The organism is Chryseobacterium sp. RLHN22 (genome assembly GCF_051011795.1).
Taxonomy (GTDB): domain Bacteria; phylum Bacteroidota; class Bacteroidia; order Flavobacteriales; family Weeksellaceae; genus Chryseobacterium; species Chryseobacterium zhengzhouense.
In genome coordinates this window covers 183,658-196,832 of record NZ_JBPCHW010000003.1, presented here as the reverse complement: position 1 = coordinate 196,832, position 13,175 = coordinate 183,658, and the positions used below count along the sequence as shown (strand labels likewise).

The 13,175-nt window shown below is 35.1% G+C and carries 13 protein-coding genes; all 13 read left to right on the top strand.

The features are described 5' to 3' along the window. Positions 1 to 74: 74 nt before the first annotated feature. The 13 genes from ACR1PN_RS04685 (at position 75) to lptE (ending at position 13,174) form a co-directional block, all read left to right on the top strand. The gene (locus ACR1PN_RS04685) at positions 75 to 1,298 is read left to right on the top strand and encodes a 3'-5' exonuclease (RefSeq protein ID WP_433979079.1); all 1,224 of its coding nucleotides are present in this window, start codon (positions 75 to 77) and stop codon (positions 1,296 to 1,298) included. 248 nt (positions 1,299 to 1,546) lie between these two features. Next, the gene (gene lysA / locus ACR1PN_RS04680; protein WP_378179399.1) at positions 1,547 to 2,746 is read left to right on the top strand and encodes a diaminopimelate decarboxylase; all 1,200 of its coding nucleotides are present in this window, start codon (positions 1,547 to 1,549) and stop codon (positions 2,744 to 2,746) included. 177 nt (positions 2,747 to 2,923) lie between these two features. Further along, positions 2,924 to 4,657: a thiamine pyrophosphate-dependent enzyme gene (locus tag ACR1PN_RS04675; RefSeq protein WP_433979078.1), complete on the top strand. Its 1,734-nt coding sequence runs from the start codon at positions 2,924 to 2,926 to the stop codon at positions 4,655 to 4,657. Continuing rightward, entirely contained in the window at positions 4,657 to 5,889 is a 1,233-nt protein-coding gene (locus ACR1PN_RS04670) for an MFS transporter (protein WP_433979077.1), read from the top strand. Before ACR1PN_RS04675 ends, ACR1PN_RS04670 begins: the two co-directional genes overlap by 1 nt. Before the next feature lie 94 nt (positions 5,890 to 5,983). Then, entirely contained in the window at positions 5,984 to 6,466 is a 483-nt protein-coding gene (locus ACR1PN_RS04665; protein WP_378179390.1) for a hypothetical protein, read from the top strand. A 2-nt stretch (positions 6,467 to 6,468) separates the two neighbouring features. Then, positions 6,469 to 6,879 carry an energy transducer TonB gene (locus ACR1PN_RS04660; RefSeq protein ID WP_433979076.1) on the top strand — a complete coding sequence of 137 codons (411 nt, stop codon included), beginning with the start codon at positions 6,469 to 6,471 and terminating at the stop codon, positions 6,877 to 6,879. 91 nt (positions 6,880 to 6,970) lie between these two features. Beyond that, positions 6,971 to 7,693, top strand: coding sequence for a hypothetical protein (locus ACR1PN_RS04655; RefSeq protein WP_433979075.1), 723 nt, complete (start codon positions 6,971 to 6,973; stop codon positions 7,691 to 7,693). Positions 7,694 to 7,860: 167 nt separating this feature from the next. Beyond that, entirely contained in the window at positions 7,861 to 9,297 is a 1,437-nt protein-coding gene (gene miaB, locus ACR1PN_RS04650; protein WP_433979074.1) for a tRNA (N6-isopentenyl adenosine(37)-C2)-methylthiotransferase MiaB, read from the top strand. A 9-nt stretch (positions 9,298 to 9,306) separates the two neighbouring features. Then, entirely contained in the window at positions 9,307 to 9,819 is a 513-nt protein-coding gene (locus ACR1PN_RS04645; RefSeq protein ID WP_433979073.1) for a hypothetical protein, read from the top strand. Beyond that, positions 9,791 to 10,594 carry a tetratricopeptide repeat protein gene (locus ACR1PN_RS04640; protein WP_433979072.1) on the top strand — a complete coding sequence of 268 codons (804 nt, stop codon included), beginning with the start codon at positions 9,791 to 9,793 and terminating at the stop codon, positions 10,592 to 10,594. The genes ACR1PN_RS04645 and ACR1PN_RS04640 overlap by 29 nt, the downstream gene beginning before the upstream one ends. Before the next feature lie 26 nt (positions 10,595 to 10,620). Beyond that, entirely contained in the window at positions 10,621 to 11,910 is a 1,290-nt protein-coding gene (locus ACR1PN_RS04635; RefSeq protein ID WP_433979071.1) for a sigma-54 interaction domain-containing protein, read from the top strand. 20 nt (positions 11,911 to 11,930) lie between these two features. After that, the gene (locus ACR1PN_RS04630) at positions 11,931 to 12,638 is read left to right on the top strand and encodes a hypothetical protein (RefSeq protein WP_433979070.1); all 708 of its coding nucleotides are present in this window, start codon (positions 11,931 to 11,933) and stop codon (positions 12,636 to 12,638) included. Positions 12,639 to 12,649: 11 nt separating this feature from the next. Beyond that, a complete protein-coding gene (lptE, locus tag ACR1PN_RS04625; RefSeq protein WP_433979069.1) occupies positions 12,650 to 13,174 on the top strand; it encodes an LPS assembly lipoprotein LptE in 525 nt (174 codons plus the stop codon). Position 13,175: the final 1 nt, after the last annotated feature.

The following is a 13,175-nucleotide window of genomic DNA, read 5'->3' as shown; positions in this document are numbered from 1 at the left end:
GATTAGCCTTTTAGCAAACGGTGGATTTTTGAAAGGTTTGGTTTTTGATTGTACAAGCTTAAAGTAAGACTAAAATGTATTCAATTATTGATATAGAAAGTAATGGTGCAGGTTTCAGGAAAGAATGCATTATAGATATCGCCATTTACCGTTATGATGGTCAGAAAATCACTGATCAGTTTATATCGCTTGTCAATCCCGAAAGTGATATTACTCCTTTTGTGCAAAAACTGACGGGAATTACACCGAAAATGGTGAAAACTGCCCCAAAATTTCATGAACTGGCGAAAAGAGTCGTTGAGATTACTCAGAATACAACCTTAGTCGGCCACAATATCGATTTTGATTACAGGATGCTTCGTCAGTCGTTTAGCCGGCTTGGTTATGATTTTAAAATCAATACTTTAGATACGATTCCTTTGGCTAAAAAACTGATTCCTGATGAAGTAAGCTATTCACTTCAAAAGCTGGTAAAATCATTAGGGATTCCTCTGGCAAATGCACATCGAGCCGAGGGTGATGCACGTGCGACATTGGAATTGTTTAAACTTTTGATATCTAAAGATACCGAAAACGAGATTATTCAAAAGCAGCATGAAGAAACAAATGCTAAAAATTACATCAACAAGATCAGGCAGTTAACTCAGGATTTGCCAAATGAAAAAGGGTTTGTGTATTTTCAGAATGAAGATGGTGAAATTATTTTTTCAGATTACGTTCAGGATATCAACCGGTATTCTAAAAAGCTTTTTAACTCGAAATCTAAAAAATGGGAAAGCATTCAGAATGAAACAGAGCAGATCAATTTTGAATTAACGGGAACTGACATTATTGCTAAGTTAATTTTAAATTCAAAAGGAATAAAAAAGAGGGAGATTTTTCCTTTCGGATTGTATTATAAGAACGAAAAATATTTAGTCGAGAAAAATAAACTGAATAAAACTGAAAAACCAATTCTTAAATTCAGAGCATTTACACAAGGTTCAAAAGCGGTTCAGTTTATCAATACTATTGAAGAATATCACAACATCGAAAACTTCAAAAAGAAAATTGATTTCAAAAAAAGAAATGAACTTTGGCTTGGGAGCGGGAGAAGATTAGGAGAAAAACTATTTCTCATCATCGAAAATGGAAAAGTAGTTTCTTATGGATTTTACGAATTATTCACGCAGATTCAGACCATGAGCAAGATTTCGAAGCTTAAAATAGATCTTTATTTGCCAACTTCTGATCTTATTAATGAATTGCAATTGGCGCTAATTCGTGGAGATTTTGAAACGTTGCCATTACCGAAATAATTTTAGTTTTTAGAAAAAACTTTCCGAACCTGATATTCAAAATAAGTAATCTGAGTAAAAAATAGTATTTTTGCAAAAGAATAAAAAAGCAATGCAAAATTTTAAACAAAATAAAACTGGTAAAAAGGGAGCTGTAAAGTTTTCTAAGGTTTGGAATATTTAAAGGAGTTGTCTTGCATAAAAAATAATTGTGATGACAGACTCTTTTTACGAAGAATCTGTCTTTTTTTATGTTAAATTTAAAAAATATGAATTCAAAAGAATTATTAAAGATCGCCAATGAATTTGGCACACCGGTGTACGTTTACGATGCAGAATCGATTAAAATACAATACGAAAAACTTACATCTTCTTTTTTAAAACACACCAAGTTCTTTTATGCTGCAAAGGCATTAACCAATATCAATATTCTCAAATATGTCAAGAACCTTGGTGCTTCTTTGGATTGCGTATCAATAAATGAAGTTAAATTAGGTTTAAAAGCTGGTTTCCCGAAAGAAAAAATACTTTTTACCCCGAATTGTGTTGATCTTGCTGAAATTGAAGAGGCAATGACTTTCGGAGTTCATATCAATATCGATAATATCTCGATTTTAGAACAGTTTGGAAACAAGTACGGAAATTCATATCCGATCTTAGTGAGAATCAATCCACATATTTTTGCGGGGGGAAACTATAAAATTTCTACAGGTCATATCGATTCAAAATTTGGTATTTCTATTCATCAGGTTCGTCACATTGAAAGGGTGATGAAATCTACCAATCTAAATGTAGAAGGTCTTCACATGCATACCGGAAGTGAGATTAAAGATCCGGATGTTTTCCTTCAGGCATTAGATATTATGTTGGAATTATCTGAACATTTCCCAAATCTTAAATATCTTGATATGGGTAGTGGTTTCAAGATTCCTTATCAGGACAGCGAAGAGGAAACCGATGTGAAAACGTTAGGTAAAAAAGTAGAAAAAGTAATCGCAGAGTTTTCAAAATCAACAGGAAAGAAGTTTGAGCTTTGGTTTGAGCCAGGAAAATTTTTAGTGGGGAAAAGCGGTTATTTATTAGTAAAAGCTAACGTTATCAAGCAAACAACGGCAACAGTTTTTGTTGGAGTGAATTCTGGCTTTAATCATCTGATTCGACCAATGTTCTACGATTCTTACCATCAGATCGAAAATTTATCGAATCCAAAGGGGGCGGAAAGAATCTATACGGTTGTGGGAAATATTTGTGAAACCGACACTTTCGCATGGGATAGAAAGCTTAATGAAGTAAGAGAAGGCGACATTCTGGCTTTTCACAACGCAGGAGCGTATGGTTTTGAGATGAGCTCAAATTTCAATTCAAGATTAAAACCTGCTGAAGTTCTTTTCTTAGACGGAAAAGCACACTTAATCAGAAAAAGAGACGAGTTTGAAGATCTTTTGAGAAATCAGATTGAGGTATTGTAAAAAATAATATGCTCCACAAGAAATTGTGGAGTTTTTTTGTTCCGATTTTTAGTTAAATCTCCAAAGAAATTACATCTTTAAGGCATACATTTTGAACCATGAGATTGAATGTTCTTACTGATCCGTATTCATCTATCTTTATTTAAATCAGTTTTTTAACACCAAAAAATATTTATCATGGCTAAAAACATAGCGGAGCAGATTGTTGAAATGCTCGAAAATGCAAATGTGAAAAGAATTTATGCAGTAACCGGAGATAGTTTAAATCACTTAAACATAGCCGTAAAAAACAGTAGTATCGAATGGATTCATGTGAGGCACGAAGAAGTAGGCGCTTACGCAGCGGCTGCAGAAGCGGAGCTTGATGGTTTTGCGGTTTGTGCAGGAAGTTGCGGTCCGGGTCATGTTCATCTTATTAACGGAGTATATGAGGCGCACCGTTCTCATGTTCCGATGTTGGTGATTGCTTCTACGATTCCGAGTGAAGAGATGGGCATGGACTATTTTCAGGAAACAAATACGATAAAATTATTTGATGACTGCAGCCATTACAATCAAATGATTACAAGACCAGAGCAGGTTCAGAGAACAGTTCAGACTGCCATTCAACATGCTATTTCTAAAAAAGGAGTTGCGGTAATCGGCCTTCCCGGAGATGTTTCTGAACTTGAGGCTGAAGAAGCAGCTACTTCAAATAAAATATTTAAAACCAATCCGATCATTCGTCCATCTGATGAGGAGTTGAATCAATTGGCTGATTTAATCAACGAAAGTAAAAAAGTAACCATTTATTGCGGAATTGGAGCTGAACATTCCAATGCTGAAGTAGTTGAACTCTCAAAATATTTGAAAGCACCTGTAGGATATTCTTTCCGTGGAAAAATGGCAATTCAGCCAAATAATCCTAATGAAGTTGGTTTGACGGGACTTTTGGGACTTCCCTCCGCTTATCATGCGATGCACGAAGCTGATTTACTGTTGCTTTTAGGAACAGATTTCCCGTATGAGAAATTCATGCCGGTTAAAAATAAAATTGTTCAGATCGATGAAAGTCCTGAACGCCTGGGTAGAAGAGCTAAGTTAGAATTAGGTTTAGCAGGGGATGTTAAAGAAACGATAAAAGCTTTATTGCCTTTATTAAAAGAAAAAACGGATGTTAATTTTCTGAATCAACAATTAGAATTTTATGAAAAAGTAAAAGAAAATCAATTGATCTATGTGAAAGATCGGGGAACAGAAAATGCAATTCAGCCGGAATTTGTGACCTATACTTTAGATAAATTGGCTAAAAGAGATGCTGTATTTACAGTTGATACAGGAATGTGCTGCGTTTGGGGTGCGAGATATATTACCGGAACCGGTGAACGAAAAATGTTAGGTTCATTTAACCATGGCTCGATGGCAAATGCAATGCCTATGGCTATTGGTGCTTCGTTGGCGCATCCAGATCGACAGGTGATTGCGATGTGCGGTGATGGAGGATTATCCATGCTATTAGGTGATATGGCGACTATTTTTCAGTATAAATTACCTGTAAAGCTGATTGTTTTCAACAACAGAGCATTAGGAATGGTAAAATTGGAAATGGAAGTAGGCGGAATGCCGGATAATGAAACCGATATGATTAACCCTGATTTTGCCCTTATAGCTCATGCAATGGGATACACCGGGAAAAATGTTCACAAACCTGAAGAAGTAGAGAGTTCAATAAAAGAGTGTTTGGAGCACGACGGTCCTTATTTGCTGAACATCTTCACAAATCCAAACGCGCTGGCTTTACCTCCAAAAATTGAATTAAATCAGGTGCTTGGAATGACAAAATCAATGGCTCAATTAATGCTGGGCGGAAAAATGGAAGAAGCATTGGATACTGTAAAAACAAACTATAAACACATTAAAGATTTGCTGTAATGAATGCATCTTTGAAGAAATTCTACATTATAGCCTGGATTTTCGGACTGATTTTCTACTTTTTAGATTATGTAATCCGATCGGCGCCGGCAGTAATGCTTCCTGAGCTGGTCAGTAATTTTAATACAACCGAATTGAAACTGATCAGCATAGTGGGAACTTATTATTACACTTATTCTACCTGTAGTCTGATTGCGGGCATTGCGCTGGATAAGTTTGGAGGTAAAAACTCATTATTTGTTGGAGCGCTTATTTTAGGAATTGGATGCTTATTATTTTTAATATCGAGCCAGGTAGCCGGAGTTTCCGGAAGATTGTTGCAGGGTGCAGGATGTGCTTTTGCATTTCCGGGTTGTGTATATCTGGCAAGTAAAGGTTTTTCTTCAAAATCATTAGCTACCGCAATTGGTTTTACGCAGTGTATCGGGATGTTGGGAGGAACGGCAGGACAATTTGTGGTAGGACCGTGGGTTGAGGAAGGGTTGAATATTGATACTTTTTGGCTTTGGTCGGGAATTGCAACTATTATAACCGCTTTCGGATTATTTTTTGTAATTCCCACAGAGAAAAAAGCAGAAGAATCAACAGAAGCAGGAGCAAAATCCGTTGGTTATCTGGAACCTTATAAAATTGTTTTTAGAAATCCACAATCGTGGCTTTGTGGAATGATTTCGGGATTGCTGTTTGCACCAACAACCATATTTGCAATGACGTGGGCAGTTGCTTTTTTTGAAAAAGATAAAAATTTTGTATTTCACGATGCTGCAATCACAAGTGCGATGGTAGCATTTGGTTGGGTATTCGGATGTCCATTACTAGGTTTTATCACAGATAAAATCGGCCGGAGAAAACCAGTTTTAATAGGTGGAGCAATCGTGATGATTTTAAGTTTATTGCAATTAATTTACCTTCCGGAATTATATCCTGCAAAAATCAGTATGTTTATTCTGGGATTGGGTTCCGGTGCGGCGATGATTCCTTACTCTGTTATTAAAGAAGCCAATCCTGATTTTGTAAAAGGAAGTGCGACGGGAGCAATTAATTTTATAACCTTTGGGGTTACTACTTTATTAAATCCGCTTTTCAGTAAATGGTTTGGAAAAAGCTTAGGCTTGTCTACAGGGGATTTGCATTTTCAGCACGCTATCTTATTTTGGATCTCAGGAATTGTATTGGCAATTTTAATTTCACTACTGTTGAAAGAGACTGGAAATAAAGCAGAAAAAGCTTAATTATTTAAACAATATAACTTCTTTTTTGCTGAAATTTCTATATTTTTTTGGCGTAATTTTGGCTCACTATAAAAAAATTGAAAAAGAATAAACTATGAAAGCTGTAGCATTATTTATAGGGCTTTTTGCAGCAAATTTTGCATTTGCGCAGGATCTTGAAGACAGAGACGATTCATTTATTGTTGAGAATAATAAAAATCTTTTGAAAATAGATATAAAAGAGCCGTTCATGCAGGTTGCATTAAAGGGCTGCAATGATTTTCAGGCTGCAAGTTTTGAAGGTGGGGCCGCTGCTTATAAAGATATTTTGAGAAAATATATGTACACTTATCTCAATTCTGATTTTTATACATTGACGGGTGATTTTACATTTACTTTAACCATTGATGCGATGGGGAAAGTCACTGATGTTGCAGGAGATCCCAAAGTTCTGAACAGTGAAGTTTTCTTTGACGATATGCAGTATGTTGTAAGAAGAATCAAGAAAAACTGGAAACCTGCAATGTGCAACGGCCAACCGGTAAAATCTGAAATGAAATTAAAAATGAATTTCTCATCTTTGTCGGCAGATATGTAAATATGAATAAATATTTTGTTATACTGCTTTTATTGGTCGGGTTTAAAAGTTTCTCACAAGATTTAAAACCTGATGCTGAAAATGCTGTAGTATCTAAGAATGCGGAATTTCCCGGAGGAGATTCGGCTTTTAGTAAAGAATTTCTCAGAATGATTCATGGCTATATTGATATGAGCAAATATGCTGTGAACGGACAATTTACTTTTCTTTTTGATATCAATACTGAAGGAAGAATTGAAAACCTGAATGTTTTGCCTAAAGTAAAAAATAGTGAATTGTTTATTGAAGATATGGAGTTTGCCATTAAAAAAGTTAAAAAGAAATGGAAACCCGCTATGCAAAACGGTTCGCCGGTAGTTTCTAAAAAAGTGATTAAAATAAATTTCACTTCAGATCATTTTGATCACGAATAAAATAATTTTAAATACTCTTAAAATATACTAACGAATAAATTATTTATTTTAGCTGTCGTATTTTGCAATGGCTATTTTTAATTTATTTACCATGAAACTTAAAATTTTTATTCTTATTCTCTCAATATTTTTTATCAGTATTGATGCTCAGGTTTTGTATAACTATCCAAAAGGCCAGGATTTTTATGAAGGAGGAAGGGAAGGTTTTAACAAAGATATTCAGGCTGCTGCTGTAAAAAGCGGAATAAAGCCATGTGAAAAAACAGAAGCTTTGTTTATGAGGTTTATTATTTATCCTGACAAACAAGTAAAATATGTTGCAGATCCTGATACGCTTGCTGTTGCAAATAATAAATGTATAAAAGATAAGGTTTTGGGATTGATGAAATCTGTGAAAAACTGGAAGCCAGCCGAACTGGATGGAAATAAAACAGCTGCAATGTTCTGTACTCTTTTTACAGACGATCTTTTACTTAAAAATGGATTTAGTGAGGAAGAATTTTCAAAACCTGTTTACATGTATAAGGATAAAGAAAGTGATATCATGAAATTCCGTGAGAACTTTGTTAAATGTTTTGATTCGAATGGGTATAGAGCAAATTTAGACTATTCTTTCGTTATTAATTTTGATGTTGATACAAAAGGCGAGGCAGGCTTTTTTTACATTGAAAATCAGTCTGATTTGGAAAAATTCAACAAGATGGTTGTCGATTGCGCTTCTAATACAAAAAAATCTTACTGGAAACCAAGTTACTACAAAGGAGTTCCTGTAAAGCAGGTGTTCAGAATGCCTATACGATTTAACGCCTACTAATTCTTGTGCAATAGGCTTTTTTAATAGTCTACCCATTTCTATGACATTCTGTCACAAGATTTTGTATCTTTGCAAATTCAATTGATTTGAAATTTAATGTTTGAATTGAAATTGCAATGCAGTTTTAATCTCAAACCTCAAATATCAGATCTCAAATTTTAAAAATCGTGCAGGAAAAATATATAGACGAAACAAAACAGGGAGAAGCTTTTGCAATTGCTGAAAGAGATGGTAATTCCAAGAAATTATTCTTGGAAAGTTATGGATGTCAGATGAATTTCTCTGATTCTGAGATCGTTGCATCAATTCTTAACGAACAAGGATACAACACCACTCTTAAAGTAGAAGAAGCAGACCTTATTCTTTTAAATACATGTTCAATACGCGAAAAGGCTGAACAAACCGTAAGAATGCGTCTTTCTCAGTTCAAAAACCTGAAAAAAGAACGTCCAAACATGACGGTTGGGGTTTTGGGTTGTATGGCTGAGCGTTTGAAAACCAAGTTCTTAGAAGAAGAACAGTTGGTTGATCTTGTGGTTGGTCCGGATGCGTACAGAGATTTACCGAATCTTTTAAAAGAAACCGAAGACGGAAGAGATGCCATTAACGTAATTCTTTCCAAGGAAGAAACGTATGCGGATATCAATCCTGTTCGTTTAGGTGGAAATGGTGTGACTGCTTTCGTTACGATTACAAGAGGTTGCGATAATATGTGCACTTTCTGTGTGGTTCCGTTTACAAGAGGTAGAGAAAGAAGCCGTGATCCGCATTCAATTTTAGATGAATGTAAAAGCCTTTGGGAAAGTGGCTACAAAGAAATTACTTTGTTAGGTCAGAATGTAGATTCTTATCTTTGGTATGGAGGCGGACCAAAAAAGGACTTTGCAAAGGCATCTGAAATTCAGAAAGCAACCGCTGTAAATTTTGCTCATTTGCTTGATTTGGTTGCTAAAGCTGTTCCTGAAATGAGAATCAGATTCTCGACTTCCAATCCTCAGGATATGAGTCTTGATGTATTCAGAATGATGGCAAAGCACGACAATATCTGCAAATATGTTCATTTACCGGTTCAGAGTGGAAGCAACAATATGCTGGAAGCGATGAACAGACAGCATACCCGTGAAGAATATTTAGATTTAATTAAAAAAGCGAAAGAAATCGTTCCGGAAGTGGCGTTTTCTCAGGATATGATCGTTGGTTTCTGCAACGAATCTGAAGAAGATCACCAAGATACATTAAGCTTAATGAGAGAAGTGGAATATGACTACGGTTATATGTTCGCTTACTCAGAAAGACCGGGAACTCCGGCTCACAAAAAAATGGAAGACAATATTCCGGCTGATGTGAAGCAAAGACGTTTGGCAGAAGTAATTGCCTTACAAGGCGAATTATCAAGAAACCGTATGAAATCTTACGTTGGAAAAACGCACAAAATTTTGATTGAAGGTATTTCTAAAAAGAACAAAAATCAGTGGAAGGGAAGAAATTCTCAGAATGCGGTTTGTGTTTTTGATATGCTGGAAGGTCAGAAAATTGGTGACATTGTGGACGTTTTTGTTTTTGATAACACACAAGGCACACTTTTAGGGGAAACGGTGAAATAAAAACTCCGGATGAAAAACGTTTTGTTTCTTTTATTTCTAATACCTCTTTTGAGTAATTGTCAGACAGAAAAAGCGACAATTTCAAAATATCCTGCTCATGTAGGAAATATCGAATTCGATCAAAATGTTGATGATCCGAATTTCAAAAGATGTATTATTGATGATCGATATGCTTATCAATATTATAATGACTCAAAAGGATTTCAGTATAAAGGTGAAAAACTGGCAATTATTGAAAAGCTTAATAAATCAAACATTTTATCAGATAAAAATAGTAACGGATATATTACTGTAAAATTTTTGGTAAATTGTCAAGGAAAGACAGGCTTATTCAGAGTTCAGCAAATCAATAATGATTATCAGGAAGTAGATCTTGACAATCAGTTAAAAGATAAACTTCTTACTTTCACGAAGTCTTTGGATGGCTGGATGTCTAAAGAAATAGACGGTAAGAAAATAGATTATTATCAATATGTAACCTATAAAATAGTAGATGGAAAAATTTCAGAAATACTACCTTAGTGTTTTATTGGTAATATTGTATACCAGCAATATTTCTGCACAGGTAAACTGTAATGCTGTTGAAGGAGATGACTGCAAAAAAGCCTGTGAAATATTCAACTACTGGTCAGAATATCAGGGTTTGCGTGAATCTCAAGAGAAGCTGGATGAGGCAATTGGTCTTTGTCCCAACTTTTCAAACCTCTATATGGAAAAAGCTGTTCCATATTTAAAAAGAGGAGATTTTGTAACGTGGAAAATACTCATCGATAAAGCTGTTGAGCTAGAGCCTAAAAAACATTTAGGATACAGAGGTTGGTGTAAATACCAGTTTCTGAGAGATTACAAAGGAGCCATTAAGGATATTGAAGCCTTAGAAAAGATTTTTCCAGCAGGTTATTTGGGATATTCTTCAAATGGCGATTATGAGTTACATATTGCAAAGGCAATTTGCTATTCGGCTTTAGGACAAAAAGAAAAAGCTATCTCAATTATCGAAAACCAATTGGCTAAAAAAGACCACAATGTGGGTTTATTCGATTATTATCAACTGGGAGTTACTTACTATGAGCTCGGAAAATACGATAAAGCATTAGAAAATTTTGAGAAGCAAAGCAAGCAGTACGATTTTGCTGAAAATATATATTATAAAAGTAAAGTTTCGAAAATCAGGAATAAAGATTATTTAGATTTAAAAAAGTTAGCTTTAAAAAGCTATGACGAGGGTAAAACCATGAAAGATGGCTATACTCATCATTTTAACAATGTTTACAGGACTCAGATTGAAGAGTTGTAGAAATTTAAATTTAAAAATCTAAAAAAATGAACGAACTTCAAAATATAAAAAACCGATTCGGAATTATTGGAAATTTTCCGGCTTTAAACCGTGCTTTAGAAAAATCAATTCAGGTGGCACCCACGGATATTTCAGTCCTTGTCATAGGAGAAAGTGGTGTTGGTAAAGAATTTATTCCTAAAATTATTCATTCAGAATCTAAAAGAAAACATCAGCCTTACATCGTTGTCAACTGTGGAGCAATTCCTGAAGGAACAATCGATTCCGAGCTTTTCGGGCACGAAAAAGGAGCTTTCACCGGAGCTACAGCAACCCGAAAAGGGTATTTCGAGGTGGCAGACGGAGGAACAATTTTCCTTGATGAGGTTGGGGAACTGCCTCTACAGACTCAGGTTCGTCTTTTAAGAGTTCTCGAAAGCGGCGAATTCATGAAAGTAGGTTCTTCGCAGGTTCAGAAAACCAATGTGAGAATTGTTGCGGCAACGAATGTGAACATGATGAAAGCCATTCACGACGGAAGATTCCGTGAGGATTTGTTTTATCGTCTGAATACCGTACAAATTGATATGCCGGCTTTAAGGGAAAGAAAAGGAGATATTCATTTGCTTTTTAGAAAGTTTGCTATAGATTTTGCTGAGAAATACAGAATGCCTGAACTGGAGTTGGAGCCGAGCGCAGTTCATTACATCGAAAATTATACTTTTCCCGGGAATGTCCGTCAGCTGAGAAATTTGGTTGAACAAATGACGGTAGTAGAACGTGAGCGAAATATTACGGTCGGAAAACTGGCAGAATATATTCCGATGGACGCACATTTGCCAATGGTTGTGAATCAGCCTAATACACAAAAACAAAGTGATTTTGGCAGCGAAAGAGAAATTATGTACAAAATTCTCTTCGATATGCGAAACGATATAAATGATTTAAAATCCTTAACTTCGGAACTGATTAAGAACAGAGGAACTGCTGATCTGAGCAATCAGGAAAAGAATTTAATCAACAGGATTTACACTCCCGAAACCCAGCAAACATCAAGCTCCAGCTCTTTGCTTTATTTTGAAAACAACAATAACAGCAATCAGAATGTTCAGAACCCGACAATTATTTCAAATACAGAAGATTCGTATGAAGATATTGAAGACATTGAAGTTGAGGAAAACAGACCTGAATCTCTATCGCTTCAGAACAATGAAAAAGATTTAATTGTAAAAGCTTTGGAAAAACATAACGGAAGAAGAAACAGAGCGGCTGACGAACTGGGAATTTCACAAAGAACTTTATACAGAAAAATAAAACAATACAACTTAGAAGAATAAACAAACAGAAACACGAAACCATGAATGTAAATTTAATACCAAAACCGATCAATTTTAAATTTGGAGAGTATATCAACAAAGGATTTGAGCTCATGAAAAAAGACTTTGGAAGCGTTTTCGTAGGCTTTTTGGTAACTTTTCTAATGTCTATCATTCCGTTTTGCGGACTTTTAGCAATGGGAAATTACTACAAATATCTTCGTAAGCTGAATAAAAATCAAAATCCAAGTGCAGGAGAAATTTTTGATTTTAAAGATTTTATGCCTTATTTTATTTTACAGTTGATTATTATCGGGGGCATATTCGTTTTATATATACCTTTCTTTATTTTTGCTGGGATTGCCGGAGCTACAGCTGATGCAAACGGTGAAGCAAGCCCAATTTTCGGAATTTTGATGTTCCCTTATATGTTTGTAATGATTTTTGTGATTTATTATTTTCTACTAAAAGGATTTTACATTTCACCTTTAATCAGTTATAAAGGAATTACGGATATTAAGACAGCGTGGAATATTTCCAAAGTAATGACCAAAGGAAATTTATTGAACATTTTCCTGTTTTCGCTGGTAGCAAGCTTGCTATCACAAATTGGTATACTTGCGTGTGGAATCGGAATTTTTGTGACGATGCCATTTATGTATGCTGCAAACTATTTTGCTTACGAAGATGCCATTCAGCAAATAGAATATGATGAAATTACCGAAATCGGTATCCAAGAAAAATATTAAATAATTTTATAATGAATCAGCTTAAAAATCTTTTACTTTTAATTGTATCTGTAGGGCTTCTCAATTCTTGCTACTCATTCAATGGTTCGTCAATTACTGATGAGAAAACGGTGCAGATCAATGAGTTTCCTAATAATGCAGCATATGTAAACCCTACTTTGTCGCAGCAGTTTTCTACAGATATTCAGAACAGATTTTTACAGCGTACTAAGTTAAAGGGAACAAAAGAAAATCCTGATATTCTTATTGAAGGTGAAATTACCGATTACTCAATTTCTCCGACAACGATTTCTTCTACCACACAGCAAACCAATGCGGGCGGAACGATTCAGGAATCTCAGAATAAATTGACAATCACGGTGAAAGTTCGTTACGAAAACAAACTACACCCGGAATTGAATTTCGACAGAAATTATTCAGACGAAGCAGTTTTCAACAGCAGTCTTTCGCAGAGTGACATTGAAGCTTCGCAGGTGAAAATTGCAACAGACAGAATCATCAATAAAATTTTTAATGACATCGTCGCGAACTGGTAAT

Excerpts from the sequence above, each read along its gene's own strand:
- ACR1PN_RS04655 (WP_433979075.1), top strand. The coding sequence starts at position 6,971 with ATGAAACTTAAAATTTTTATTCTTATTCTCTCAATATTTTTTATCAGT.
- ACR1PN_RS04640 (WP_433979072.1), top strand. The coding sequence starts at position 9,791 with ATGGAAAAATTTCAGAAATACTACCTTAGTGTTTTATTGGTAATATTG.
- ACR1PN_RS04685 (WP_433979079.1), top strand. The coding sequence starts at position 75 with ATGTATTCAATTATTGATATAGAAAGTAATGGTGCAGGTTTCAGGAAA.
- ACR1PN_RS04660 (WP_433979076.1), top strand. The coding sequence starts at position 6,469 with ATGAATAAATATTTTGTTATACTGCTTTTATTGGTCGGGTTTAAAAGT.
- lysA (WP_378179399.1), top strand. The coding sequence starts at position 1,547 with ATGAATTCAAAAGAATTATTAAAGATCGCCAATGAATTTGGCACACCG.
- ACR1PN_RS04645 (WP_433979073.1), top strand. The coding sequence starts at position 9,307 with ATGAAAAACGTTTTGTTTCTTTTATTTCTAATACCTCTTTTGAGTAAT.
- ACR1PN_RS04665 (WP_378179390.1), top strand. The coding sequence starts at position 5,984 with ATGAAAGCTGTAGCATTATTTATAGGGCTTTTTGCAGCAAATTTTGCA.
- ACR1PN_RS04675 (WP_433979078.1), top strand. The coding sequence starts at position 2,924 with ATGGCTAAAAACATAGCGGAGCAGATTGTTGAAATGCTCGAAAATGCA.
- ACR1PN_RS04670 (WP_433979077.1), top strand. The coding sequence starts at position 4,657 with ATGAATGCATCTTTGAAGAAATTCTACATTATAGCCTGGATTTTCGGA.
- ACR1PN_RS04635 (WP_433979071.1), top strand. The coding sequence starts at position 10,621 with ATGAACGAACTTCAAAATATAAAAAACCGATTCGGAATTATTGGAAAT.
- lptE (WP_433979069.1), top strand. The coding sequence starts at position 12,650 with ATGAATCAGCTTAAAAATCTTTTACTTTTAATTGTATCTGTAGGGCTT.
- ACR1PN_RS04630 (WP_433979070.1), top strand. The coding sequence starts at position 11,931 with ATGAATGTAAATTTAATACCAAAACCGATCAATTTTAAATTTGGAGAG.